26 protein-coding genes and 1 pseudogene are annotated in these 26,330 nt (G+C 66.6%); 13 read left to right on the plus strand and 14 right to left on the minus strand.

Annotated elements, in window-relative coordinates; all coding sequences use genetic code 11:
* Positions 1–58 precede the first annotated feature (58 nt).
* From L1080_RS10585 to L1080_RS10600, 4 genes are all read right to left on the minus strand, one after another.
* Positions 59–1,150: an FUSC family protein gene (locus L1080_RS10585; RefSeq protein ID WP_250768050.1), complete on the minus strand. Its 1,092-nt coding sequence runs from the start codon at positions 1,148–1,150 to the stop codon at positions 59–61.
* A gap of 2 nt (positions 1,151–1,152) precedes the next feature.
* The gene (locus L1080_RS10590; RefSeq protein WP_250768052.1) at positions 1,153–2,253 is read right to left on the minus strand and encodes an Rv2629 family ribosome hibernation factor; all 1,101 of its coding nucleotides are present in this window, start codon (positions 2,251–2,253) and stop codon (positions 1,153–1,155) included.
* 70 nt (positions 2,254–2,323) lie between these two features.
* A complete protein-coding gene (locus tag L1080_RS10595; protein WP_250768054.1) occupies positions 2,324–4,372 on the minus strand; it encodes a CocE/NonD family hydrolase in 2,049 nt (682 codons plus the stop codon).
* 16 nt (positions 4,373–4,388) lie between these two features.
* On the minus strand, positions 4,389–5,684 hold the full coding sequence (locus L1080_RS10600) for an ATP-binding protein (protein ID WP_250768056.1): 1,296 nt from the start codon (positions 5,682–5,684) through the stop codon (positions 4,389–4,391).
* 108 nt (positions 5,685–5,792) lie between these two features.
* On the opposite strand from L1080_RS10600, the gene L1080_RS10605 reads away from it, so the two are divergent.
* Positions 5,793–6,047, plus strand: a complete 255-nt coding sequence (locus L1080_RS10605; protein ID WP_159922412.1) for a hypothetical protein — start codon at positions 5,793–5,795, stop codon at positions 6,045–6,047.
* A gap of 11 nt (positions 6,048–6,058) precedes the next feature.
* Here the strand turns inward: L1080_RS10605 and L1080_RS10610 are convergent, their stop codons facing one another.
* Both L1080_RS10610 and L1080_RS10615 read right to left on the minus strand, forming a co-directional pair.
* Positions 6,059–6,856 carry a SigB/SigF/SigG family RNA polymerase sigma factor gene (locus L1080_RS10610; RefSeq protein ID WP_159922410.1) on the minus strand — a complete coding sequence of 266 codons (798 nt, stop codon included), beginning with the start codon at positions 6,854–6,856 and terminating at the stop codon, positions 6,059–6,061.
* Positions 6,856–7,287 carry an ATP-binding protein gene (locus L1080_RS10615; RefSeq protein WP_250768058.1) on the minus strand — a complete coding sequence of 144 codons (432 nt, stop codon included), beginning with the start codon at positions 7,285–7,287 and terminating at the stop codon, positions 6,856–6,858. The genes L1080_RS10610 and L1080_RS10615 overlap by 1 nt, the downstream gene beginning before the upstream one ends.
* A 172-nt stretch (positions 7,288–7,459) precedes the next feature.
* On the opposite strand from L1080_RS10615, the gene L1080_RS10620 reads away from it, so the two are divergent.
* Positions 7,460–8,071, plus strand: a complete 612-nt coding sequence (locus L1080_RS10620) for a flavodoxin family protein (RefSeq protein ID WP_250768060.1) — start codon at positions 7,460–7,462, stop codon at positions 8,069–8,071.
* A gap of 26 nt (positions 8,072–8,097) precedes the next feature.
* Here L1080_RS10620 and L1080_RS10625 read toward each other — a convergent pair whose 3' ends face one another.
* On the minus strand, positions 8,098–8,745 hold the full coding sequence (locus L1080_RS10625) for a HemK2/MTQ2 family protein methyltransferase (RefSeq protein WP_250768062.1): 648 nt from the start codon (positions 8,743–8,745) through the stop codon (positions 8,098–8,100).
* 140 nt (positions 8,746–8,885) lie between these two features.
* A complete protein-coding gene (locus L1080_RS10630; protein ID WP_250768087.1) occupies positions 8,886–9,512 on the minus strand; it encodes a class I SAM-dependent methyltransferase in 627 nt (208 codons plus the stop codon).
* Between the two features lie 81 nt (positions 9,513–9,593).
* On the opposite strand from L1080_RS10630, the gene L1080_RS10635 reads away from it, so the two are divergent.
* Positions 9,594–10,499 (plus strand): amidohydrolase family protein, encoded by a 906-nt coding sequence (locus L1080_RS10635; RefSeq protein WP_250768568.1) that lies wholly within the window; start codon positions 9,594–9,596, stop codon positions 10,497–10,499.
* A gap of 84 nt (positions 10,500–10,583) precedes the next feature.
* Here L1080_RS10635 and L1080_RS10640 read toward each other — a convergent pair whose 3' ends face one another.
* Complete coding sequence (locus tag L1080_RS10640; protein WP_159922400.1) at positions 10,584–11,171, minus strand: AAA family ATPase; 588 nt, start codon at positions 11,169–11,171, stop codon at positions 10,584–10,586.
* Between the two features lie 147 nt (positions 11,172–11,318).
* Between L1080_RS10640 and L1080_RS10645 the strand changes: the two genes are divergently transcribed.
* Complete coding sequence (locus tag L1080_RS10645; protein WP_250768090.1) at positions 11,319–11,774, plus strand: hypothetical protein; 456 nt, start codon at positions 11,319–11,321, stop codon at positions 11,772–11,774.
* 4 nt (positions 11,775–11,778) lie between these two features.
* On the opposite strand, the gene L1080_RS10650 is transcribed toward L1080_RS10645, so the two are convergent.
* From L1080_RS10650 to L1080_RS10670, 5 genes are all read right to left on the minus strand, one after another.
* Positions 11,779–12,114, minus strand: a complete 336-nt coding sequence (locus tag L1080_RS10650; protein WP_250768094.1) for a hypothetical protein — start codon at positions 12,112–12,114, stop codon at positions 11,779–11,781.
* A gap of 121 nt (positions 12,115–12,235) precedes the next feature.
* Entirely contained in the window at positions 12,236–12,697 is a 462-nt protein-coding gene (locus L1080_RS10655; RefSeq protein ID WP_250768098.1) for a hypothetical protein, read from the minus strand.
* Positions 12,698–12,808: 111 nt separating this feature from the next.
* Positions 12,809–13,351, minus strand: a complete 543-nt coding sequence (locus tag L1080_RS10660; RefSeq protein ID WP_159922394.1) for a hypothetical protein — start codon at positions 13,349–13,351, stop codon at positions 12,809–12,811.
* 137 nt (positions 13,352–13,488) lie between these two features.
* A complete protein-coding gene (locus tag L1080_RS10665; protein ID WP_250768101.1) occupies positions 13,489–14,067 on the minus strand; it encodes a putative immunity protein in 579 nt (192 codons plus the stop codon).
* A 74-nt stretch (positions 14,068–14,141) separates the two neighbouring features.
* Positions 14,142–15,329, minus strand: coding sequence for a serine hydrolase domain-containing protein (locus L1080_RS10670; protein ID WP_250768104.1), 1,188 nt, complete (start codon positions 15,327–15,329; stop codon positions 14,142–14,144).
* A 192-nt stretch (positions 15,330–15,521) separates the two neighbouring features.
* Here L1080_RS10670 and L1080_RS10675 point away from each other — a divergent pair, with 192 nt between their 5' ends.
* From L1080_RS10675 to L1080_RS10715, 9 genes and pseudogenes are all read left to right on the plus strand, one after another.
* Positions 15,522–16,952, plus strand: a complete 1,431-nt coding sequence (locus tag L1080_RS10675) for a 3' terminal RNA ribose 2'-O-methyltransferase Hen1 (protein ID WP_250768107.1) — start codon at positions 15,522–15,524, stop codon at positions 16,950–16,952.
* A pseudogene (locus L1080_RS10680) lies at positions 16,945–17,391 on the plus strand (AAA family ATPase); the annotation flags it as partial. The gene L1080_RS10675 and the pseudogene L1080_RS10680, both read left to right, overlap by 8 nt.
* Before the next feature lie 950 nt (positions 17,392–18,341).
* Positions 18,342–20,153 (plus strand): zinc ribbon domain-containing protein, encoded by a 1,812-nt coding sequence (locus L1080_RS10685; protein ID WP_374433056.1) that lies wholly within the window; start codon positions 18,342–18,344, stop codon positions 20,151–20,153.
* Between the two features lie 114 nt (positions 20,154–20,267).
* On the plus strand, positions 20,268–20,747 hold the full coding sequence (locus tag L1080_RS10690; RefSeq protein WP_250768113.1) for a hypothetical protein: 480 nt from the start codon (positions 20,268–20,270) through the stop codon (positions 20,745–20,747).
* Complete coding sequence (locus L1080_RS10695; protein ID WP_250768116.1) at positions 20,708–21,865, plus strand: hypothetical protein; 1,158 nt, start codon at positions 20,708–20,710, stop codon at positions 21,863–21,865. Before L1080_RS10690 ends, L1080_RS10695 begins: the two co-directional genes overlap by 40 nt.
* A 231-nt stretch (positions 21,866–22,096) precedes the next feature.
* A complete protein-coding gene (locus L1080_RS10700; protein ID WP_250768570.1) occupies positions 22,097–23,602 on the plus strand; it encodes an FUSC family protein in 1,506 nt (501 codons plus the stop codon).
* 73 nt (positions 23,603–23,675) lie between these two features.
* Entirely contained in the window at positions 23,676–24,143 is a 468-nt protein-coding gene (locus tag L1080_RS10705) for an SRPBCC family protein (RefSeq protein WP_159922386.1), read from the plus strand.
* A gap of 114 nt (positions 24,144–24,257) precedes the next feature.
* On the plus strand, positions 24,258–25,487 hold the full coding sequence (locus L1080_RS10710) for an NAD(P)/FAD-dependent oxidoreductase (RefSeq protein ID WP_250768119.1): 1,230 nt from the start codon (positions 24,258–24,260) through the stop codon (positions 25,485–25,487).
* A gap of 160 nt (positions 25,488–25,647) precedes the next feature.
* Entirely contained in the window at positions 25,648–26,277 is a 630-nt protein-coding gene (locus tag L1080_RS10715; protein WP_250768122.1) for an antibiotic biosynthesis monooxygenase, read from the plus strand.
* Positions 26,278–26,330: the final 53 nt, after the last annotated feature.

The following is a 26,330-nucleotide window of genomic DNA, read 5'->3' on the forward strand; positions in this document are numbered from 1 at the left end:
CGACCGCGGATGTCCTCCTGCCCACCGATACCCGCAGCCGGGACGCCGCCCACACCGGTCAGCGAACCCGCTGGTCGTCCCCGCCGGCGAGCGAGTTCAACGCCGGTCCGCACGGCCGCAGGAGGCTTCCGGCGCTCATCGAGGAACCCGTGGTCTGACTGTCGTGACGGGCGACCACTTCCTCGAAACGTCGCAAGCGTTGCCGAGCGGTGCGCACGGCGGCGGCCCGGTCGCGATGTTCGGCGTCGACACCGAATGACGTCCGGATCACCTCGGCGAGAGCCTGCACGAACTCGGCCGCCGCCGTACCGATCGGCGGCGGCAGAGGGTCGAACGGCGGATGCGGGTCGATGGTCAGTTCTGCCGCGCGCAGAATCTCGGCACATTGGGGCCACGCCTCGGACAGGGCGACCACGGCGCTGCCCCACCGCTCCTTGGCGGCGAGCGCCGGGGAGGCGGCAGACCGGAGGTTGCCGCGGGCGCTCTCCTCGGTCCAGGCCACCGCCTCGAGCGCCTCGTCGAGTTGCGAGCGGACCTGCGCCGACCGCTCGTTCCACTCAGCTGCCCGGCCGCTGCCCCCGCCCTTCAGCTCCTCCGGCACCTCGGCCAGCAGATTCGCGGCGGTCACCCCCACCCCGGTCACCGCGCGCTGCGACCGCTTCACATACAGCGGCGGCAGGAACAGGGCGTTCACCGCGACCCCGGTTGCCGCGCCGAGGGCGATCTCCACGATGCGGAAGCCGAGCACATCCGGGTCCTCGGCGGCGCCGTACGTCACCATGAGCAGTGCCGTCACGGCCACCCAGATGCCGCTCGAACCCAGTCGGCGCCAGCGCCCGAGGAGCAGGCCCACCAGAACCGCGATCCCGACCCCGACGGTGATCGAGTCGACGAGTGCTCCCACGGCGGCGGCCAGCACCACCCCGAGGGACACGGCGGCGAGCTGTTCGGCCGCCACCCGCAGCGAGCGGGACACCGTCGCCTCGATCATGAACACCGCCGCGTACGGCGCCAGGAACGGCTGAGGCAGCGCGAACACCATGGTTGCCAGCACCCATGCCAGGACGGCGGCCGTGGCCGCTTTGACCGCCTGGATCAGGACGGTGCCGCGATCGGCGTCCGACGTCCACGTGCGAAGGCGGCGGAACACCCTCACGTGTAGCGGAGCAGGGCCGCGCAACCGTCCGCGGGCGTGAGCCGCTCGTCGGTCCGAATCAGGGTTGCACCGGTAGCGACGGCGGCGAAGGGCAGCGCTTCGTCCGCCCGCCGCGTGACTTCCACGGTCGAGCCCATTTCGGACAGCTGGTCGGCGTTGGTAGCGACCCAGGTCGGGGTGTCCCCGACCAGCACGGTGCGGTTCTCGAGATCGCCGATGAGGAGCGTCTCGACCTGTCCGGCGCGCAGCGCCGCCGTGACCGCATCGAGTCCCTCGGCGGCAAGGCCCGACGCTCGGCCGCTTTCGGCCCGCACCCGGTCGGCGGCGTCGTCGATCACCGCCAGCCGGCGGCGCGCCAGTTCCTGGTCGATGGCACGGTGCACGTCCACCGTGCCCGCGCCGGCGGACCGAGAACCCGATTCCAGGGCCACCGCGGCCGCTCGGGAGCGTTCGGGCAGGGTGGCCAACAACTGGGTGCGCGATTGCACCTCCCCGATTACGAAGATCGGCTCCGTGTGATGTTTGTCGGCGAGAACGGTCAGCCGATCGGCCACGGTGGAGAGGGTCCGCCGCGCGGCTTCCTCTTCCGGCGGCTGCGGATCCCCGGAACGGCGGGTGTCGGCCCCGGCGGCCGCCTGTGCCGGCTCGTCGGCGCCGGACACCGTCTCCGACCACACGGCTCGCCCCTGCGTGTCGTACACCGACAGATCGGCACCCTCCTGATCGACGGCGACGACGAGGTAGGGCGATCCGGTGGCTCCGTGCTCGACGATCGGCACGAGGTACGGCAGATCGGAATACCGAGAGACCGTGGCGGCAGGCGGCCGGAGCAGGTGTTCGTCGAGGTAGACCCGGGTGGCGTCGGCGACCAGTCCTCGGCCGCTGCGACCCACCGCCGGGGAGGCGGTGAGGACGGCCTCCTCGAGGGTGTCGAGCACCGCGTCGGGCGCCCCGTCACCGCGAAGTTGCTCGCGCAGGCCCCGCCATCTCAGCTCGAGCTGCTTAGCGGCGTCCTCGGTGTCGTGCGAGTCCTCGAAGTAGACCGAGGCGAAGGGTCCCTCCGCGGAGATCAGGGGGTGGAAACGTTCGGCGTGCACAGTCTTCTCCAATCCACGTGTACGACAGTTCTCGTGTGCCCGGCATCCGGTCTGCGAAACCGGCCCCCCGTCACACCAGCTGACGCGGTATCCGTCGGTGCCAGTTCTGCGAATAGACCCTTCGGTCCCCTTGCGCGGCATCGAGTTCGAACGCGTCCAGGTCCGCGGTGATCACGAAATCCGTGGCCGTCGACGTCAGGACCGTGCGGGTGCGGACCTCGGTCCGCCAGTCGTCCCGCTCGTATCGGCGCACGGTCTGCGTTTCGCCGCGCGCCGAATTGACATCGTTGCCGCGGAAACTGAACCACTCCCGCGTCGCCCTGCTGACGACGGTCCCGATCTCGTCGACGCGGAACGAGCCCTGGTCGTCGACGATCTCGAGCGTGGAGGTGCCGCTCTCGAGGTCGCGAATGGTGCGCCAGTGGTGCTCCCCCTGGCGAAGCCGGGTCACCGCCAGCTTTTCGGCGGCCCGGGGTTCACCGAGGTCGCGCAACCGGGCGTCGTCCTCGTCGCGGGGCGGGCGGACGGGCAGGACGAGGGTTCCGCCCGTGGAAACCGTCAAGGTCACCGGTTCGGGTGGGGGCCATGCCAACGGAAAATACGAGGTGGACAGTGACAACCGCACGCGATGGCCGGCCGGGAAAACCTGGGCTGCGCCGTTGAGCGGCAACCGGATCCGGTAGTTCCGTCCCGGCGTGAGGGGGGCGGGATGTTCGCTGCCGTCCCGGTGCGTGAGGTTGAGGACACCGTAGGTGACGCGGGTGGCCTCGCCGTTCGGGGCCACATCGGACAGGCGGGCGGCGAGCATGGCGACGGGGGTATCGGACGACACCTCGAGTTCGACTTCCGGTAGCCCGAGAATTTCGAGCGGCTCGTCGAGCGATTCGGTTTCGAAAACCAGTGCGCCGCCGTCCTCTTCACGCTGATCCGACGGCAGATCGGGGGTGGCCGCGTAGGACGCCCACTTGCCGGCGAACATGCCCACGCTCATCGGCGATTGGAGGAAGAGCGGGCGGGGTTCGTCGTCCTCCTGGGCGGCCGCACCGGTTTCGGTGAGGATGTGCCGGCCGAAGGTGTACCGGCGCTGCTCGACGTGGGGCGACGGCCAGGACGGTTCGGCGACCCACCGGCCCGGCCGCTGCGCGTAGGAAGGATTCGGTTCCACGCTGTTCTGCATCCATGCCCGCACCATCGGTTCGTCCATGACACCGTTGTCGATTCCCTTGAGCCAGTGATCCCACCAGCGGACCACCTCGGCGAGGAAGTCGATCGCCGGACCGGGCACACCGAGGTGCGGGTATTTGTGGCCCCACGGCCCGATCAGGCCCTTGCGCGGGACGTCGAGATGCTCCATCAGGCGGAAGATCGCGTTGGTGTATCCGTCCGCCCATCCCCCGACCGCCAGAACCGGGCAGCGCACAGCGCTGTAGTCCTCGTTGACGGAGGCACGTTTCCAGTAGTCGTCCCGATGCTGATGCTCGAGCCAGTTCTCGATCCACAATCCACTGCCCCGGAGCCGTTCCAACCACATTTCCCGCCAGCTGTCTCCGACGATCGCCGGATCCGGTGGCAGGCTGTTGAAGGCGAACATCACGGTGGCCTCGGACAGGTTGTCCGAGAGCAGGCACCCGCCCATGTAATGCATGTTGTCGACGTAGAGATCCTCGGTGGCCGAGGCGCTGATGATCGCCTTGAGGGCGGGTGGGCGCTGCGAGGCGACCTGCAGGCTGTTGAAACCGCCCCACGAGATGCCCATCATCCCCACGTTCCCGTCGCACCACGGCTGCCGGGCCAGCCACGCGATCACCTCGCAGGCGTCATCGTGCTCGGCGGGAAGGTACTCGTCCTGCAGGACGCCGTCGGAGTCGCCACTGCCGCGCATGTCGACGCGCACGCAGGCGTAACCGTGACCGGCGATATAGGGGTGGTTCAGGGCGTCCCGCCCGCGGGTGGAATCACGTTTGCGGTACGGCAGGTATTCGAGCACCGCCGGGACCGGATCAGTGTCCGCATCGACCGGCAACCACATCCGGGCGGCGAGCCGGGCTCCGTCCGGCATGGTGATGAAGGTGTTCTCGATGGCGCGGACCTCGCGGGGGAACGCGGTGACCGTCTGCATGAAAAGGACCGTCCTCTCAGTGCTGGTTCGGGACCGGCTCGAACTCGAATGGCAGTTCCGCCAGCGCGCGGTCGACGTGCTTTTCCAACTGGGCGATGTCGTCGGCGCCGATGTACATGGTCCCGAGCACATAGCGGTAGGCGTCCTGGTTCGGCAGGTCGGCGAGGCGGTCGCCGGGCCGGACATCGATGAGGACTTTCGTCTCGGGCACCGCCTTCTGCACGCGGGCAATGTCCTCATTGCTCGGCACCCTCGTCACGATGCCGTCCTCGTAGTACGGGATGATGCATTTCGCCGCCACGCCGAATGTGCCGTGCCGCCGCTGCATGCGCGGTGGTGTGCCGAGCGCGATGTCGATCGCCACCTCGTGGTTCGACATGCCGTCCACCTTGGCGAACAGGTCACTGTGCGACTGCGAGATGCGGGTGTTCACCTCGATCAGCCAGAGTTTGTCCTCCTTCTCGTCCCACATGAATTCGGAGTTGAAGCAGCCGTTGTCGAATCCGACGTGCCGCAGGTACCGCTCGGTGATGTCGATCATCCGTTGCTGCACCTCGGGCGGCACCGTGCTCGCCGGATAGTCCAGCCGGTCGAAACTGTGCCCCGTGGCATCCTTGTGCATGTCGAAGACCCCGTGCACCGAGAACTCGCCGTTGAACATCGTGCCCTCGGGGGCGGCCTGGATTCCGGTGATCACCTGCTCGGCGAGACACGTCGTGCCCGACACTCCCCGCACCGCCTCGGGGAGGTCGACGCGCCGGAGCGCTTCATCGAACGCATGCCCCACCAGGCCGATCCTCTCGCGAATCTCTGCGATTGCCTCATGAAAGGCGGCCGCATCACCGATCTCGAACCCGAGTTGGGAGGAATGCGACTTCACCGGCTTCACCCAGAACGGGAACTCGAGCCCGATGGAATCGAGGGCATGGTCGTCGAACGGGTCGAAGGAAGCGAACCGGGGCACCGTGTCCGGCACGGATTCTTGCTGGGCGAGCCGGCTCCAGTACTTGTGCTCGCAGGCGAGCACACTGCGCAGGGGCGGCGCGGGAATGCCTCGCTCGGCGGCCAGGATGGGTGCCAGAACGCTGGTGGGAAAGTCCCAGTGGGCGATGATCGCGTCGACTGTTCCGGGAAACGCGTCGAGTTTCTCGCGGCACCTGGTGAGGAGATCCTCGAACACGTACTCGTCCGGGGCGACCAGGGTGTGGTAGTCGAGCAAGCCGTGGAATTGGTAACTTTCCGCGTCGCGGACGGTGCCGAGTTCTTCGCGTTGCAGGTCGGTAAGGCCGAGAATGAAGATGTTCTTACCCATACGTTGCAGCGTTCCCGCAACCACTTCCCGGGAAACGGGAGATTCGTCCCCCGAGCCTCTGGGTACGCAGGAGACGGGATCGATTGTCCAACCGAGGGAAGGCGACTGATGAACACCCACGTGACGGTGAAACTCTTACGCGAACTGCTCGACTCGTCACTGCCCGACGCGACTTTGATTCTCGTCGACGGGACTCCTCGGGTGGTCGGCTCCGCGGACCTCGAGGACGAGGCGCAGCCGTTCGTCATCGTCACGCGGGACGACCTGCGCGATCGGCTTCCGAAAGACAGGGACTACGGCGACAGTGACCTCGAATTCCATGCCGCCGAGCTCGAGTCGACGGTGGCGTCGCTCGGCGGGTGAACGGCCACTGTTCAGCCGTCTCCCAGCTGCTCCCGCAGCCCGGCGAGAGTCCGGGCGAGGATCCGGGACACCTGCATCTGGGAGACGCCGACCCGCTGCGCGATTTCGGTCTGTGTCATCGAGCCGAAGAACCGCAACATCAGCACACGGCGCTCTAGTGGAGGTAGCTTCTCGAGGGCCGGCCGCACCGCCGCATGACTTTCCACATTCGCCAACTCGGGGTCCTCCTCGCCTAGTGTCTCGGCGAGCGGAAGGTCATCGGGATCGTCGCCCATGGTCGCATCCATCGACAAGGTTTGATACGCGTTCTTCGCGAGCAGCCCCTCCGACACCTCGCGGACGTCGAGGTCCAGTTCCGCCGCGATTTCGCTGGCGGACGGGGAACGACCCAGATCCTGGGACAGTTCGTCGACCGCTTTGGTGATCAGTGCATGCATCTCCTGCATTCGCCGGGGCACACGCATCGACCATCCGACATCGCGGAAGTAGCGCCGCACCTCCCCCATGATCGTGGGCACGGCGTAGGAGACGAAGTCGTAGCCGCGGTCCGGATCGAAACGGTCGACCGCTTTCACCAATCCGAGGCGCGCGACCTGCAACAGATCCTCGTGCGCCTCACCGCGGCCACCGAACCGGCGGGCAATGTGCTCGGCCAGCGGCAGGCACCGGGTGATGACATCGTCGCGCAGCACCGATGCCTCGGCGGACGTACTCTCGAGCGCCCCGAGGCGCGCAAGGGTCGGCGCCACGTCCTTGTAGTCATCTCTGCCGGGACGGCGCCGCTCGCTGCGTTCCGACACGGGCGACACTAGAGTGTGCCCCGGTGTTTGACGAGGTCGACGGTGACGCCTCGCACACCGATCGCGTCGTCACGGGCCCCCTCGGTCACCGACACCGTATCCATCAACGTTTCCAGTACGTGCCAGCCGAAGCTCTCCCGGTTGGGCACACCCGCCCGGGTAAGGAACCCACCGATGGTGACGTGCAAAGCGTTCTCCGCAACCGCGAAGGAGCAGGTCAACTCCGAACTCGGCTGCGCTGCCGCGATCATTTCCGAGCACACCTCGTCGACCGCGAGTTTGACATCGGCCACGTCGTCCAGGGTGAAGTCACCGAGGACGGCGAGGGTCTCTGCAACCGCACGCACCACGGGCAACTGTTCGAACTCCGCCGCTACACGAAGCACCACGGGCACACCCGATCTCGTTTTCATCTGCGTAACCTCGTCGACCTCGGCCATCTGCACTCCACGTCTGTCGTCGGTATCTTCGACTTCCGGCAGCGTACCCAGGGAGTGCACTACTCAACCGACCGACAGCCCCAGCGAGCACGCGGGCAGCGGAACCGACCGGTAGGAATTCGGGTGACCGGGGAGGTGCGTACCCCGGCGGGGGCCCGGGTACTTCGCTGTCATGACTCCTCTTACCGCACTCGCCCTCACCTGTTCGCTGAAACCCTCTCCGGCACCCTCGAGTAGTCAACTGATGGCCGAGCAGATCCTCGCCGAGCTGGGCAAGCACGGGGTGACCGGGGACACCGTGCGACTGGTCGATCTCGACATCCGCCCGGGAGTCGGCACCGACATGGGAAACGGCGATCAGTGGCCGGATGTCCGCACACGCATCCTCGAATCCGACATCCTTCTCGTGTCGACACCGACGTGGCTCGGCCAGATGTCGAGCGTGGCAAAACGGGCGCTCGAGCGGCTGGACGCAGAACTGTCCGAGACCGATGAGCAGCAGCGTCCCATCCTGTTCGACAAAGTCGCGATCGCGGCCGTCGTCGGCAACGAGGACGGGGCCCACGCGATTGTCGCCGACCTGTTCCAGGCCCTCAACGACTGTGGTTTCACCATTCCCGCACAGGGCTGCACGTACTGGAACGGTGAGGCAATGACACCCGGTGACTACAACGACCTCGACGAGGTGCCGGAGGCGGTGGCGTCGACCACCGCGACCTTGGCGCGCAATGCGGCGCACCTGGCGCGTGCCTTGAAAGCCGAGCCGTACCTTCCGGGAGACTGAACGGCCGACGCCGACGTCGTGCGCGGCTACCGCACGGCCCGGATGACCACCAGTTCCTCGGTGCGCTGCCCGGGCGCGATGAGGCCCCTGGATTCGAACAGGGCCCGCCGCGCGGCGAGGACCGGGCCGAACGGGATCTCGGTGCGGGCCACCACGTCGACGGACAGGCCCTGCTCCTCGAGCATCGTCTGGGTCTTTTCCACCCCGCTCAATGCGGATTGTGCGAGCAGCAGTGTTCCGCGCTCGCCGAGAACTTCGGGTGCCTCGACGCAGATCCGGTCGAGAAGTGCCCGCCCGTCCCTGCCCGCATCCCAGGCCCGGGCGATCCCGGTGTCGGGCAGCTCGTCGTCGGCCGCCGGCACATACGGCGGGTTGGACACCACGAGGTCGAAGCGTTCGCCGCGCACCCCTGCAACGAGGTCGCTACGCAGCACCCGAATGTGGTGGCCGCGCAGCCGCGCGTTAGTCCACGCGGTGACCAGTGCCCGGCGCGAGACGTCGACCGCCGTCACGGAGTGGGCACCGGCCTGCGCCGCGCGCAGTGCCAGTACGCCCGTGCCGGTACACAAGTCGAGAACGCTTCTCCCCGGCGCGAGCCCGTGACGGTCGAGAACGTCGGCGAGAAGCCAGGTATCTTCCTGCGGCGGATACACCCCGGGAATGCGCAGCAACATCGTCGACTCCTCATCATGCACCGACAGCGATCCGCGTCGACCGCCACACTCGACAATACGGAGGTCCCTGTCCATTGCGAGGGACACGCCGCCGAAGGGCTGAGGATGTGATGTGACCGCGGGCGGGCCGGGGACGTCCATCACCGGGCGCTTCGCCTGCGCGCGGTGATTGCCCCATGCGGCCTGTGGCCATTCCCCGTGCGTGTATGTGCCTCGAGCACCTCGAAGCCGGCCTCGAGCAACACCTGGCTGAGTTCGGCAACCGGCCATCGGTGGGCCGTGGTGACGGCATGGTCGAAGGTCCCCACGGTCGCTCCTTCGACGAAGCCCACCAACAACCCCCCACCCGGCTGAAGGACGCGCGCGAACTCCGCGAGCGGAGTCCGGATCTCGTGCGGATCGTGGTGGATGAGCGAGTACCAGGACAACACACCACCCAGTGATCCTGTTGCGGCGTCCAGCGCCTCGAAGCCGCCGACGTCGAACACGAGGTGCGGATACTGCGTGCGAGCTCGTTTCACGAACTCGGGCACCAGGTCGATCCCCCTCACCTCCAGTCCGCACTCGGCCAGGAAGTCCGTCCACTGTCCGGGACCACATCCAGCGTCGAGCACCGGACCGGTGAGAGTGGTGGCCCAGGCACTCACCAGAGCCCGATCGGACGGGTGTGTCGAGGCCATGGAGCCGAAGAGATCCACGTATTCCCGGGATCGGACCGAGTAGGACGCTCGGACGGTATCAATTCGTTGCGCGCTCGTGTTTTCCATGCCCACGATCATCGTCGATGGGGTGCACCGTGCCGAACCTCCAGGACGAAATCGCTCACCCACCCGCCGAAGTGAAATACGCTGTCTGAGGTGAAAATTGTCGATGCTCATCACCATTTCATCAACCTTCCCGACCTCGAGTACCCATGGATCGACAGTCGCCCGCCCGCGCTGACCGCTTTGCTGCCGAACTACTATGACGCTGCGCGCCCGTATCTGCCGCGCGACTATCGGGCAGAGGTTGCCGGGACGCCCATCACGGCCTCGGTCGCATGTGAATTCGGGGCAGCAGACGGTGTCGCGGAAGCTGTGTGGGTTCAGCACTGCGCCGACCGCTTCGGCATTCCATCCGCCTTCATCGCGGCCGTGCGGCTCGATTCACCCAAGGTGGCCGATGCCCTCGCGCGGTATCGGGATCTGCCCGTGGTCCGGGCGGTGCGCCAGCCGCTGTACTGGGCGGCCGACCCTGTCAAGCGGCTGGGCGGATCCGGCACTTACCTGTCGGACCCGGCTTGGCTGCGCGGCTTCGAGCAGGTCGCCGATGCGGGGCTGGTGTGGGATCTTCTGGTTTACGACGAGCAGCTACCCGCGACACACGAACTCATAGCTGCCTTTCCCGACACCACCTTCGTGTTGGAGGCGGCCGGTTGGCCGGTCGAGCTCACCGCCGAAGGCTTTTCCCGGTGGGAAGAACGCCTCACGGCGGTGAGTCAGTTTCCGAACGTCGTCCTGAAGTTGCAGGGAATTGCCCTCATATTCGGAACATCTCTCGATGCGATCCGAAAATGGGTACGGACGGCGCTGAGCATCTTCGGTGCCCGGCGATGCATGTTCGCCTCTCATTACCCGATCGACCACCTGCCGTGGGACAGCCGAACGATGGTATCCACCGTCCAGGCGGCCCTCGGCGACGTGTCGGCGACAGAGCAAGCGCTGTTCTTCGGCGACACCGCCCGGCGGGTGTATCGCCTGCCGGCCGGCAGTTGATGTCGAGCCCCCGACGCAGGTCTGGCGCCGAGCACGAAACATCTTCCAATGAAACAAGTTTCGAACGGGCGCCGGCTACAGCGATCACTTCCTGTCGGAGTTGTTCGCCAAAGTGCCGACAAGCGGTCCTGCGAGCCAGTGTTCGACATCGGCGCGGCTGCGGATCCGGACGATGGGGAGATCGGGTCGTCGCTGCGCAAGTGCGGAGATTCTGAGTTCGCTCTTGTGGTGGGTGGTCCAGGCCCAGCGCACGATGTGATCTCGGTCGAGAAGGAACCGGTGCAGGGGCGGCTCGATGTTGCCGTTCCAGAGCACCTCGCGGCGTAGTCGCCGCCGAATGGTGCGGGCGGTGACCTGGCGCATCACGGTGGCGCGGGGCAAGTCGAGCCAGACGAGCAGATCAGCACGGTCGGCGAGTAGGTCGCGTACAGTGCCGTACTGCCATTCGGTGACCCACTGCGGCTGCGAGCTGAATTCCTCCACATCGGTGAGGAATTGATCGCGCGGTATCCAGTTCGATCCGTGATACAGGGCGTCGATCTCGACATGTTCGATACCGAGCTGCGTGGCGATGCGCGCGGCAAGTGTCGTCTTGCCGGCGCCGGAGGTTCCTGCGACGAGGACTCGCCGTGGACGACGGGCAAGGCTCTGACGGGGGTCGATCATGGGCACCGGGACACCGTAACGGACAGCACTGGCACGGTATCTCGACGGAGAGGTTGCCGTCACCCACGGCTAACAGAATCCGGTGCCGAACCGACACAACCACATACGGACCCCACCATCAGGAGGGTTCCGCTGGACCCAGAGGAGTATCCGATGACCCACAGGATCCGCAGTGTCCTCGCCGGAGCGGCCGCATCGTCCGCTCTCGCCGCCGCGGTGGTCGCGGGGGGCGCAGCACCCGCCCACGCCGAACCGTCGGCGGACTGTCACACCACCACCACACCCACTTCCGGCGCGTCTCATTGCACGGCGCACGGGGTGCCCGCCGGGATGACCGCGGTCCACATCGGAACCGTCGAGTGCTTCGGGCTGACGCCACGGGCGATTCCCGGACCCGGCGGTGTTTCGCACATTCCGTGGATCCAGGGATATCGCCGCGAGGGCATGTGGACACCGACCGGGATACCGTCGACCGGATCGTGCATCGGCGGGGTCGGCGCCCCGTGGTGGGAGGTCGGAGGTGCGACGGGCGCCTTCACGACCTGCGGACTCCAAGAGGGGATCGTCACCTATGTCAGCGTCGGCTGCAATCCGATTCGCCCCCAGTGAAGAGTCAGGGATGGTGGTGAACCGGCGGCAGATCCTGTTGCACCAACCGCAGATCGGAGGCTGCGATGACGCCGGGAAAGTAGTAGTAGCCCTCCGGAGATTGGATCAGGTCGTCAGCGTCGATGCTTCGGACCTCCCACACGTCCACGGCTCCGCCCGTGTTGTTCATCCGCACGAACCAGTCGCATTCGAAGTCGTCGGCCGCGAGAAAGCAGCCCTCCTGCTCCGGACGACGGCTTCCCGCAATACCGGGGGCAGCACCCATTCGGCTCCAGTCCAGGCCGTGTCGCGAAATGGATGCACGGTTCAGGACCGAGGTGACATGGTAGCGAATGTGCATGTTCCGACGGTAACAACAACCAACGCGCGTGAGCATCACATTTACCGCCGTGCGGACCCCGACCACGACACTCGCGCACGCTGTGCAGACATCCCCTCGCGCAAGGGTCTCCGGAACCCGCTCAGTACACGTTGATGTCGGTGGTGCTGGGAATATGCGGACGATCGGTGGTCAGCGTGACCTCGACGCGACCGGATCCGGTCTCGAGGTGTGCCCACGGTTCCGCGGGGAAATCGATCAGCCCTCCACTGACCTCGGCGGACCACGTTCCGGCTGCCCCGGTATCCACGTTTCGCCAGTGCAGCGTTGCGGATACCGAGCACAGCACACCAGGCGTCGTCGACATCCCGACGAACGTCGCGTTCAGCCGAACGTAGACCAGCCCGGGCAGCCTGTCCGTCGCGACGGTGACTCCCCCGATTCGGCCGCCGCAGGCGACTCCGTCCGCGGCGGTCACCGTGTCCGGGATGTACACCCATCGGTCTTGCGTCTGATCCGCCGCAGCAGGGCTGCTGGTGGCGAACATCCCGGCCAGCACCAGTCCACTGATCGCGATCGACCGACGGAACTCGGGAAGAAACATGGTGCTCCAGACACATTCGTGAACAGCGGTCCCGACCGTGATCGGGCGGGTGGATCGGACGCAAGCCAGGTCCGCGTCTAGCGACTACCAATCAGACGGGATGGGTCCGGGTCACCTACCGGGCACGACCGAGATGGTTCCCCGACAGACGGCGTTCTGAGGATTGACGAACCACCATCCGGCGCCGGTCTGGACGGTGACGGTGAACGACACCGTTCCGGTTCCCGCCCAGGTGCGGTTGATCGGTATTCCCGGCTTCTGCTGCCAGGCCGCCTCATCGCTGACACTGTGACCGGTCGCACCTGTCGTTGTGTTGTGCCAGTCGACCGACACCCTCGTGCCGTACCAGTTGACTCCGATGCTGGGGATCAGACCACCGGGCGGCGCGGGCAATTCGTTGCCGCCGCTGAGCAGAATCGACGGCTCCAGCGCGGTTCCACCCGGTCGAAGCGACTCCCCGGAGGCGGCGTTGACGGTCCACGTGAATGGCGGTGCCCACATAAGTGGATTCGCGCTCGAACACGTCATCGTTGTCGATGTCGGTGGCGCGGGCTGAGCACTTGCGACCGCGCCTCCCCCGGCCACCACTGCAGTTCCCACCCCGAGCGCAGTGAGTGCGGCCGCGCCTACGCGGCGTCCCAGCTTGTTACTCATGAGCACTCCATTTCCTTTGTTACCGCGAGAATGAAGACGTGTCCGCCCCCTTCCACTTTCGGAGACGGAACAGAGTTTGTTACAGGTGGTGCGAAATGGACGAGGTCTGGGGTGGCGTCCAGGCTCGAGTCCGCCGACTACGCCGGTGTGTCCGTGGGGTCCGCAATCGTGGGGGAACAACGGAGGCACGCGTCCAACTGACGGATCAGTTCCCCGACCCGTCCTCCCCCACCCGGGGCCACCGGGTAGCGGCGCAGGACGTCTACCACCACGTGATTCGCAAGTCTCTGCGTCCGCGCGATGTATTCGACTCCGACGACGGGATCGTCGCCGGCGGAGAGTTCGAACGCTCGTGCGGCATGAGCGGCGGAGCCGAGGATGTGCTTTACCTGCGTGGCTTTGGCGAGTGGATGGAGGAACGCCGCACCGGCCGCGTGGCCGGCCGCGCGGGCAGCGTCGCTCGCTGCGGGCTGTCCTGCATCGCGGGCCTCCTGAGCAGCTCGGTGTGCTGCCCACGCGCTGTCGCGGAGAGTTGTGGTCCGCTCGGCTCCCTCCGCGAACGCCCCTGCACCGTCGATCGCGGCTCGTGGGCGCTGATCGTGCGGGCGTTCACGTTCGAAAACCGCCAATGCAGGTCGCGCGCACGCCACTGCATAGCCGGCGATCTCGCGAAGTTCAGCGCGGCTGAGTTCGATCTCGGTGGAGTCATCCGCCATGGGGTCACCCTTCCGCACAGGGACCTGAGCCTCACCATTACCTAGGCAGTGACCAGCTCGAGGTGCCGGGTCGGTCAGGGCACCTTGGGCGGGTTGTCCGGGAGGAGGAGTGCGCCGAGGTCGTTGCCGATCGGCACGGTGTTATTGGCGTTTGCGTTGGCCGTCGGTCCGAGCGTGGCGTAGACGACGATCGTGGTCTTCGACTCCGTGTCGTAGAGGGCGATGCCGTTGTAGCCCCCGAAAGCCGGGTTCATGAGCAGCCAACTGCCCAGGTGAACGGTTCCGAATGCGAAGTATCTGTCCGCAGTCAGCGGGCCCAGCCCGGCGGTCTTGTCCGCCATCATCTCCGTGAACGCCGTGTCGGACAGGAGCTCGCCGTTGCCGAGCGCCCGTACCCACCGCGCGACTTCGGCCACCGTCGAGTTCATGTTGCCGCTGTTGAGGAACGCGGTGGGATTCCAGAACGTGGAGTCCTCGAAGACGCCACGTTCGTTGGTATAGCCGTGCAGAATTGGCTCACTGATCTCGGGTGTCAACATCACGCTGCTCTGATTCATCCCGAGTGGCTGAAAGATGCGTTCCTCCAGCAGATCACCGAGCGGCTTTCCCGTCGCCTGCTCGAGTACCACTCCCAGCAGGCACAGATCGCTGTGCGCGTAGGCAAAACTGGTCCCCGGTTCGAACAGCGGTGGGCGGGAATTGGCGAGGTCGAAGATCTCCTGAGACGTGAAGCCTTTGATCGGATTTGCGTAGAAGGTCTTCAGAAATTCGGGGTTGGTGACGTAGTCCGAAATGCCCGTCGTGCTGTTGGCGAGCATCCGTGGGGTGATCTTGTCGGCGCGCGGAAAGTCGGGTACCCACTTGGCGATCGGCTCGTCCAGACTCAGCGTTCCGGCTTCGCCCAGCTGTAACAGAACGGTCGACAGCATTGGTTCCATCGGCTGGCCGACTCGCAATTGCATGTCACGGGTCGCGGGAACGCCGAGCGGCGACTCCCCCACTGCTCCGCTGACAATTTCCTCGTCACCGCGCCACACACCGAAGACGGCACCGCTGAGATCGAGTTCCGCCAGCTTGTTGCGCACTACGTCGACGATTCTGTCGGCGTCGGGATCGTCCGCGTGCAGCGCATCCGCACCGTGCTCTGTTGTCTGCTGTCCGCCGCGTTCTTCCGAGCCACAGGACACGGCGCCGAAAACAAGAACGATGCTGAGCGCGGCAACCGCGCTTCGACGCACCCGGCTGCGAGTCGACGAACTCATGAGGTCGATCCCTTCGTGCGCAGGGTCGAGCGGGACTCGCTGCTTCCTGATTCTAGGCACAAACCTTCCTCGGCCTGAGGGGTTCTGGCCGTAAATCACGGGCCACCGTGTACTCCCGCCGCGAAGTACGGAATCAAGGCCTGCCGAATATGTTGCTGCGGCGAACGCCTCGTCTGCGGCAGACTGTGCCTGGTGATTCTGACGATCTCCACGACAGTACGACCGGCCACCGATCTCGGCTACCTGCTGCACAAGCACCCTGATCGGGCCCAGGAGTTCCCCCAATCCTGCGGTGTCGCCCGCGTGTTCTATCCCGAGGCGACCGCGGATCGCTGCACGGCAGCGCTGTTGCTAAATGTCGACTCGGTACGGCTCGCCCGCATGTCAGGCAGGTCTGCACCCGACTATGCGCTCGGCCAGTACGTCAACGATCGGCCCTACGCTGTCTCCTCGCTGTTGTCGGTGGCGTTGGCGGAGGTATTCCGCACCGCCCGCGCCGGCCGGTGCACGATGAAACCCGAGCTCGCTGCCACCCGGATACCGCTCGAGATTTCGTTGCCCGCATTGCCGTGTCGCGGTGGACCGGAGCTGGCCGAGCGACTTTTCACCCCGCTGGGATGGACGGTCGTGGCCCGCGCCGTGCCGCTGGACGTCGAATTTCCCGAATGGGGAAACTCCCATTACGTCCGACTCACCATGCGGGGTGACGTCCGGCTCGCCGACGCACTCAATCACCTCTACGTGCTGCTTCCCGTGCTCGATGACGCGAAACACTATTGGGTCGCCTCCGACGAGGTCGACAAACTGATCCGGGCCGGCGGATCCTGGCTCACCGAGCACCCCGAAAGGACGCTGATCACCCGCCGCTATCTGCGGCACCAGTCCGCACTCACTCGCGCCGCCTTCGAGCGACTCGCCGAACTCGGCGACGATATGGAGGAGCAGCTGGAACCGCCGGTCGACGAAGAGCCCGACAACGACACGGTGACCGCGCCGGACACCTCGGTCCCGCCGCCGCTGAACTTGCTTCGGCGTGAGGCGGTCCTTCGAGTGCTCGACGAGCTGGACGCTCGCACGGTCATCGACCTCGGATGCGGGTCCGGTCAACTCGTTTCCGCGCTGCTGGACGATCCCGGCTATACCGAGATCGCCGGTGTGGACGTGTCGACGAGAGCGTTGACGATCGCGGGACGCCGGTTGCGGTTGGATCGGATGCCGGAGCGGCGCCGCGCACGTCTGCAGCTGTTCCAGGCGGCGCTCACCTACACCGACAGAAGGTTCGCCGGCTACGACGCGGCAGTGCTGATGGAGGTTGTCGAGCACATCGACCCGCCGCGGCTGCCCGCACTCGAGCAGGTGGTGTTCGGCACGGCACGGCCCGGGCATGTGATCGTGACGACCCCGAACTCCGAGTACAACGTGCGTTACGCCGACCTTCGGGGTATGCGCCACCCCGACCATCGCTTCGAGTGGTCCCGCGCCGAATTCGGTTCTTGGGCAGACCATGTCGGTGAAGAATTCGGTTACACCGTCGACTTCCGCCCGGTGGGTGACGACGACCCCGCGGTCGGTTCCCCCACTCAGATGGCGGTCTTCACCCGGGTGGGCGGCGCCGATGTCTGATATCTCGGTGCCGGCGCTGTCGCTGGTCGTGCTCGTCGGAGTCTCGGGAAGCGGAAAATCGACGTTCGCTGCCCACCATTTCGCGCCCACTCAGGTGCTGTCGTCCGACTTCTGCCGCGGCCTGGTCGCCGACGACCAGAACGACCAGGCGGCAACGTCCGATGCCTTCGACGTGCTGCTCTACATTGCCGCAACTCGGCTGCGTCGGGGCCTGCTCACCGTCGTCGACGCCACGAACGTGCAGCGTGAATCACGCAAGGCGTTGATCGATCTGGCCAAGTCTCACGACGTCCTGGTGGACGCGATCGTGCTCGACGTCCCCGACGACGTCGCAATCGCACGCAACCAGGCCCGATCGGACCGCGACTTCGGGGCGCACGTGATCCGAAGGCAGCACAAGGAACTTCGACGATCGCTGCCGAAGATGGGCCGCGAAGGCTCTCAACAGTTGACGTCGTCTCTGATACCCCCTAATCCTGTCTGCTACTCTCCGTTTCATGTGAATGGGTGAGGCCGCGGTGTAGCTGAACTGTCAGTCGTGGGAGTTCGCAAGGCCGCGTCGGAAGGCCGGCTGCCCTCCCGGTGTACAGGGTTTCGGTCAACGAGTCTTCGACCGCGCTGACCTCGACGCCTATCTCGGCCGACCTGCCACTGACAACGCTTCGGTCGATCGGGTGGAAGCGTGGTACCGCCGGGTGTCCGGCTCGACTGGGTAGGAGTCCTCGCTCGCCGATCGGGAGAAGATGTTGCGCGAGAGCGCCTTCCGGGGTCGTGTATCGGGTGTAGAAGGATCGCGGTTCGGGTGTGTGGGAATGCGGGCGGGTTTGGACCGGATGCTCGACGACGCTGCCAAGGGTCACTTTCACGGTGGTGCGGGTGGTGTTGCGGGATCGGTTGGCCAGGTCGGTGTCGCCTGGATCGAGGCTACTTGTCGGTGGTCGGGGTTACGGTCGAGGTCCTGCGGGAGCATGGCGACACATCGGTGGAGGGAAGAGTTGATCGATGACTTCATGGCGTTGCTGGCGTCGTTTTCGGGCCGGTTCTATCAGTTGCGGTCGAGGCTGAATCAACGCCGTCTTCTCGGCCGATGCGGCAGCACGGTTTGCGGGGGTAACTCGATGAAGACGGTGGACACGCAGAAGGCGCCGGGAAGCTGCGGCTCAACAACGACGAGATGGTCACCGTCGACGACATCGTGTTCCGCGCGTCGAAAGACTTCGTCAAGGGAGCTGCAGCGGAAGATCCGGAGTTGCGGGTGGTCGGAGTGAACCCCCACGATGACCGTACCTGGTGGGTGCACGCTGGACCTTGCGATGGAACAGGACATTGCTGCTGTCCGAAGAATGAGGCACCGCGCGCATCGCTGACTCTCGTACTCGGCGGGGCGAGGTGACCGTTGCCGAGGCTGGATGTACCGTGCCGCGCCAGTTCTCGTACACGACCCGCCCGTACGCGGCGGTCGACGACGCTACCGGCGCCCCGCTCGGGCTCGACGACATCGACCTTCGTGTCCGGTGGCTGCTCGACTTGATCGGCGCCGCGCAATCGGAGTTGGTGTCGAGGCTGTGGCAACCAGCCTCCTTCGATGCCCTCGCCGCCGGACGCGATGGTCAAGGCCGGAAGCTCCCGGCACAGGGGCATGTCGCTGCAGCGCGGCTGGGCTGGACCCCGACCTATCCCCCCGGTATGTACGTGCCCTCGCGAGTAACCCGGGTGGTCACCTCCCAGGCGATCGGCACTCTACGCACCCTGGCTTACCGGGACAACGCCATCGGTTCGCTGTCGGCCAGGTTCGACCCCGTCACCGGCCGACTGGCGCCGCCCACCACGGCCGGTGAGTGTGTGCCGTCCGGCTTCGCGCGCGGCGTGGCACGGCAACTCGCAGCCCGCTCCCGCCGGGCCGGGGATGCGAGCCATGAACGCCTGCGGATCACCGACGTGCAGACACCACCGCAGACATCGATGATGGCCATGCTCTCCGCCGCCGATCATCAACTCTCCCAGATCGCCGTCACGGACGCCGTCATGACGTTGACGGTGAAACTTCCCACGCATGAGGCCCCGGCCGGGCGGGCGCACTGGCGGCGGGTCCGCCTGATCGCCGCGATCCCACCACACCTGCACACCAGAGCAATCACCGACTGGCATCTGCCGACCCTCGTCCTCGACCACCGAGGCCTGCTGCTGCGCTGCGCTGCCACCGAATCTATTCCAGCGCCCGATCTGACGTCGGGATCAACCGCGGTGGGAGTGGATTGGTCACTGGCCACCCTCGGAGCAGCCGCCATCGTCACCGAAAGCCCCGACGGATTGGTCTCGGACTACCGGGGCTTCACCTACGACGACCGGGGCCTGGGAATCAGACTGGCCCGCCTCCAAGCGGAAGGCCAACGCCTGCACCGCAAAGCCGCACGACTGACGCGGCTCGCCGCGACCGCACCACCCGAGGTGCGCGCCAACCTGGAAAACAAGATCGCGGTCCTCGACGCCCACCGCACCGCGGTCGGTGTCAAACGGGGCAAGATCAACCGGGAACTCGCCTTCCACTTCGGCCGGGAAGTGACCGACTACGCCGCCGCGGCCGGTGCGAAGGTGATCGGGGTCGAAGACCTCACCACCCTCGAAACCCGGGGTCATGGCCGGGTGAACAACAACCGGGCCGCGCAGTCCGCCCGCCGCAAGGCCGTCGACGCTCTCGCACACACCGCCGCAGGGGTCGGCGTGACGGTGGTGTCCGTCCCGGCCCGCGGCACGTCGGCGCTGTGCCCGGGCTGCAACGACACCCTCTCCCGCCCGGGCGGCTACCACCGGGCATGGTGCGCACGGTGCAAGGTCGGCGGCAATCGCGACCACGTAGCCGCTGTGAACCTCGCCAAACGTGCACTCCTCGGGCGCCGCAGAGTCGTTCACAAGCGCGGACAGAACCCACAGATCCGGATCGCCGAGCATGCGCCGGTCCGGCAGTGCCGCGACAAGAAAAGTCCCACCCCGAGCCGCCCGCGTCATCGCCGGGTCCGCCGCAGTGTTCCCACAGCGACACCACAGGCGGGGGTGAATCAGAAAAAGATTGTTCCTGCACCTCAAGCGTCGGTGTGGGACACGGTCAAACCCGCAGCATCACAGGGCGTTACGGGTAGCCGTGAAGTACGTACATCTCCGACATCGGCCACATCAGTGGCATATAGTATGAGATTTAAGTAGACGCTGCAGCAGTCGCTCGACCAGCTCGCCGCGGAACCCGACGACTTCCGCAGGAACGCCCACGCCTTCATCGACGGCCTGATCAGCCACTACGAACTCGACGGTGGCAATCTGGTGGTCGCGCACGCCGGGTTGAAGGAGGCCTATCACGGCCGCGCGTCCGCCCGGGTGCGCTCGTTCGCCCTGTACGGGGACACCACCGGCGAGACCGACGAGTACGGACTGCCGGTGCGCTACCCGTGGGCCCAGGACTATCGCGGCCGCGCCGTCGTCGTCTACGGACACACCCCGGTGCCGGAGGCCGAATGGAGCAACAACACGCTCTGCCTCGACACCGGCGTCGTCTTCGGCGGCAAGCTGACCGCCCTGCGCTACCCGAGCAGAGAAATAGTTTCCGTACCGGCGGAACGGGTGTGGTTCGAACCGGTGCGCCCCCTCACCACCGGCTCGACCAGGTCGGATCCCCCGGCACAGCGCGATCCGGGCCAGCTGTCCATCGACGACGTGCGCGGAACGCGGCACATCGAGTTCGGTACACCAAGGGGCGCATCAAGGTGCGCGAGGAGAACACCGCCGCTGCCCTCGAGATCATGAGCAGATTCGCCGTCGACCCGCGCTGGCTGGTGTACCTGCCGCCGACCATGGCCCCACCGGCCACCTCGAACCTCGACGGCTATCTGGAGCATCCGGCGCAGGCCCTCGCCGAGTTCGCGTCCGACGGCGTCACCGAGCTCGTGTGCGAGGAGAAGCACATGGGTTCCCGGGCGATCGCCGTGCTGGCCCGCGATGCGGCAACCGCGGCGAAGCGGATCGGCGTCACCGACGGCAGCTCGGGCATCGTCTACACCCGCACGGGGCGCCCGTTCTTCGACGATGCGGCCACGATGAGTGAACTGGTCGACCGGCTACGCGCCGCATGCGGGCCGCTGATGGACCACCTGGAGTCATCGTGGCTGGTACTCGATTGTGAACTGCTGCCCTGGTCGGCGAAGGCGGGTGAGCTGATCCGCAGCCAGTACGCATCGGTCGGGGCTGCTGCTGGTGCAGCGCTGCCGGAGGCGATCGCCGCACTCGAGCGCGCCGCCGCCCGCGGTCTGGACGTCGGGGAGCTGCTGGCCCGCACCCGAACCCGTGCGGTCAACGCCGATCGGTTCCGGAAAGCATATGCCCGATACTGTTGGCCGGTGACCGGACTGGACGGCGTGCGACTGGCCCCGTTCCAGATCCTCGCCTGCGAGGGCCGGGCGCCTGCGGTCACCGAACCGCACTCCTGGCACCTCGCCAAGCTGGCGATGCTGGACGATCCCCTCGTCACCGCCACCCGACACGTGTTCGTCGATCTCACCTCGGATGCGTCCCGGGACGCCGCCACCGCCTGGTGGTCACGACTGACCGATGCCGGCGGTGAAGGCATGGTGGTCAAGCCGGTCGGCCAGGCACCCGCGGAACTGGCACACAGAAGGATTCAGCCGGGCATCAAGGTGCGGGGGCAGGAGTACCTGCGGATCATCTACGGTCCCGACTACACCGACAATCTCGACGTGCTCCGCGACCGGTCTCTGGGCCGCAAACGATCGATGGCCCTGCGCGAGCAGGCGCTCGGGCTCGAGGCGCTGACCCGGCTGGCGGAAGGCGACCCGCTGTGGCGAGTGCACGAACCGGTGTTCGCGGTTCTTGCGCTCGAGTCCGAGCCCGTGGACCCCCGGTTGTAGTCGGAGGGTCGCATCGTCCGGTTGGCGTGTCGACCGCACCTACCGAGGGTGAGAGAAACAACTCATCGACTACCTCGACGCACTCGGTCGCTCGTATTCTGTGTCGTCGTGTCGGTCGGAGCGCAGAACCAGGGAACCGCGTCGCGGGAACACGATGTGCAGATTCCTGCGCCGGCCCCGGCACGATCGTTACTCCTCGGGGTTGCCGGCCAGGGCCGGCGGTGGCCGGGTGTGGTGCGCGCCGGGGTGGCGGCGGCGTTGCCCGCCCTCGCCGGGATTGCGCTCGGACACTCTGCGGTCGCAGCGACGGCCACGCTGGGCGCGTTCGCCGTCGTCTACGGCGAGGGCCGGGCGTACCGCGTGCGGTGGCGGGTGGTGTCGATCGCGGCCGCTGCACTGGTGTTCCTGGCGGGTGTGGGCGCCGCAGTCGGCGCACCGGTCCACGCAGCGGCGGCCGCGGGGAACTCCGCACTGGGGAATTCCGCGCTGTGGGCAACGGTGCTGATCCTCACGATGACCGTCGTCGTCGCCGTCTGCGCCTTCGTCGTCGACGGCCTGCGACTCGGAGCCCCCGGCGCCTTCCTTCCCCTGCTGACCGTGGAGATCGCGTCGTCGCTGCCCGCTCTCGGTGTGTCTACGACGGAGGTGCTGGCCTGGACGGCTTCGGGAGCGGCATCGGCGTTGCTCGTCTCGATGTCCGGGTTCTTGGTGCGTCGTCGCAACCCCGAGCGGGCCGCGGTCGCGGCAGCGGCCGCCGCCGTCGGTGCCGCGCTCTCCGACAGTTCATCACCGACTTCACGCCGGGACGCGGTGCGGGCGCTGCACGCCGCGTGGCAGTGTCTGCACGACGCCGCACTCGTCGGTCGCGATCACGCGCTGACCCGCGCCCTGCATGCCGCTCATTTGCGGTGTGCGTCCATGGTGGACGGTCGCGACGCAGACCACGCCTCGGACACCGACGATCTGCGACCACAGGTACCGCTGCCCAGGCCGTCGATTCGTTACCGACTCGGGCGGGCGGCTCATCCGCGGGGCAGATCCTGGACCATCGTCGCTCGGCTGCTGGTGGCGTGCCCCGCCGCCGGTCTCCTGGCGCTGAGTCTCGATGTCAGACGGCCCGATTGGGCGGTGATCACCGCGGCGATGATCCTTCACCAGGGCCCGGATCGCGTACTGGGAACGTACCGCGGCCTTCACCGCTTCTTCGGCACCGTGCTCGGTCTCGGCCTGTTGGCGGTGCTGGCGACACTCGACCTGACGGCCGCCGCGCTGGTTCTCGTCGTGGCTCTCCTGATGGCGGGGACGGAAGCTTTCCTTGTCCGCAACTACGGCGTGGCGATGGTGTTCATCACGCCGCTCGCCCTGGTCGTCGGGAGCCTGGGGACGCACATGGACCTCGGTGTCGTCACCCGGGATCGGCTCCTCGAAACCCTTCTCGGCGTGGCGATGGCGCTTGTCGTGCTGTGGACCGTGCTTCCGCGTTCGTATCGGCGGATCCTGCGCGACGCGGACGAACAAGTTGCCCACACGATCGGGCGGATCGCCGACACCCGTGACCCGGTTGCCGTCGCCGAACTCTGCCATGACCTCGAGTTCGACCTGCACGCTTCCACCACCGCCGCGATCACATCAGCTCACACCGACCCGGCCTGGACCCGCACCCTGTGGCCCGAACATCACCACCTTCACGAACTCGGCTACCGCACCCTCGCCCGGCACCTCGGGCCCAGCATGTAGCAGCCGAAGGGCGAATGATCGCCTACCGTTGCCCGGGAAACATTCGGCGATTGCTCGAAGAAACGGAACACTCATGTCAGCTTCGGAAATCCAGTTGAGTCGAACGATCGATGCGCCCGTAAGCGCGGTCTGGGCAGTCCTCACCGACCTGGACAACGCGGAGTCGGTGCTGAGCGGGGTGGAGAAGCTCGAACGGCTCGACTCGACGAAGTACGAAGTCGGCACCCGGTGGCGGGAAACCCGGGTGTTGTTCGGCAAGTCGTCGACCGAAGAGATGTGGGTAGCGGAGATCGACCCGGAGAAGCGCACCGTGGTGAAGGCTGCCTCCCACGGGGCGAACTATACGACCGTGTTCACCCTGTCCCCTGCCGGTGACGGCACCACCCTGACCTTTCACTTCTCCGCAGAAGCGAACGACCTCGGCGCGTTCTCGCGATTCATGATGAAGATCTTCGGCTCCTTCGCCCTGAAGGCCACCACGAAGGCGATCCGGCGCGACCTCGACGACATCGCCGACGCCGCCGAGAAACGGGCCCACTGACCGCCCCTCACGCTGCACGGAGCCTACGGCGTGTGGCCGACGGCCGACAGGACCCATGATCACGCATGATGCGAATCAACGGTCGCCCCGGCCACGACCTGACACGATATCGGGGTGACTGATTCAGGCCGCGTCCTCGTCCTCGGTTCGGGATTCGCCGGTTTATGGGCCGCGCTGGGGGCGGCGCGGCGACTCGAGGAACTCGACGCGACCGGCACCGTCGATGTCACAGTGATCAGCAAGCTGCCATTTCACGACATCCGGGTCCGCAACTACGAGGCAGACCTGAGCGCGTGCCGCATTCCGCTGAGCGACCTGCTCGACCCGGCTGACGTCGGGCACATCACCGCCGAGGTGACGGCGATCGACACCACGGCGCGCACCGTCACCGTCGCGGATAGCGGAGGGCAGGGCGCCACGCAGAAATATGACCGCTTGGTCATGGCACTGGGCAGTCGGGTGGCGAAACCCGATATCCCCGGTTTGCGGAAATTCGGCTTCGACGTGGACACCTACGACGGCGCACTGAAGCTGCAACGCCATCTGGCCGCTCTGTCCGACGGCGAAGCGGACGTGAGCGCGGCGACCGTGGTGGTCGTCGGCGCCGGTCTCACGGGCATCGAAACGGCGTCGGAACTGCCCGGGATGCTCACGACACTGAGTGCCGAACGCAACCTCGACCCGCGCGTGGTGCTGATCGACCACAACCCCTACGTCGGTTCCGACATGGGGGCGTCGGCGCGACCGGTGATCGAAGCGGCGCTGTCCGAGAACGGGGTCGAAACGATGACCGGCGTCGGCGTCGCCGCCGTTGACCAGCACGGCGTGACGCTCTCGTCCGGAGAGGTGCTGGCCGCGGGCACCGTCGTCTGGTGCGCGGGCATGCGGGCAAATCCGCTGACCGCCCAGCTCGCCGGGGACCGCGACCGGCTGGGTCGCCTGCCGGTCGACGACTATCTGCGAGTTCTCGGCTCACCCGGAGTATTCGCCGCCGGGGACGTCGCCGCGGCATGGGTGGACGACGACCACCTGTCGGTGATGTCGTGCCAGCACGGGCGTCCGATGGGCCGCTACGCGGGCTACAACGTGATCGGTGATCTACTCGGAGAGCCGATGATGCCGCTCCGGATACCTTGGTACGCGACTGTTCTCGACCTCGGACCGGCGGGCGCGGTGTACACCGAGGGATGGGATCGCCAGGTGGTGGCGCACGGTGCGCAGGCCAAAGCCACCAAAGTCACCATCAACACCCAACGGATTTATCCCCCGTTGAACCGCGACCGCAACGCGCTGCTCGCAGCCGCCGCGCCGGTGCTGCAGGCGCGACCCGACCCCGGCCAATGAAGCAGAGGCGCTCCGCGCCCGTGCGCCTTTCTGGTAGCTGGGACAACCAAAAAGGCGCACAGGCGGCGGAGCCGCCCATTGCCTCCGGCGGATTGGAAGAGCAGTGTGAAACACGGGGAATGACCGGCGACGCCGTGTCGGCGCCGCCCCGAGGAGAAAGGTGCCGATCGTGTTCGCACGCTCAACCACAATTCATTCGCACCCGTCGTACATCGACGCCGGGATCAAGCACTTTCGGGACATTGTGATGCCCGCACTGGCGGACATCGAGGGCTGTCTCGGTATGTCCCTTCTCGTCGATCGTGATTCGGGCCGATGCATCGCGACCAGTTCGTGGCGGGACGAGGAATCTCTACGCGCCAGCGAGGGACCGGTGCAGAATCTGCGTGACACCGCCGCCGAAATTTTCCACGGCACCACCGAGGTGTCGCGGTGGGACATCGCGGTCATGCATCGCGACCACCATTCGGAGCGCGGGGCCTGCTGCCGCGTGACGTGGATCAAGACCGAGCCGGCCCACATGGACCGCGGCGTCGACATGTGGAAAATGGCCGCTCTACCCAAGATGGAGGAACTCGACGGATTCTGCAGCGCCAGCCTGATGCTCGATCATGCCGCAGGTCGCGGGGTGTCGTCGCTGACGTTCGACAGCGCCGAAGCGATGGAACGTAACAGGGAACGCGTCGACAGCATCCGCGACGAAACAGCCCGCGAGGCGAACGCCGAGGTGCTCGACACGTGCGAGTTCGAGCTCGCCATCGCCCACCTGCACGTCCCCGAGATGGCGTGACCTGCCGGATGGTCGAGAAGGCACACCGCTCGGTATGCGGCGGTGTGCCCGTC

The organism is Rhodococcus sp. MSC1_016 (genome assembly GCF_023667485.2).
Classification (GTDB): Bacteria; Actinomycetota; Actinomycetes; order Mycobacteriales; family Mycobacteriaceae; genus Rhodococcus_F; species Rhodococcus_F oxybenzonivorans.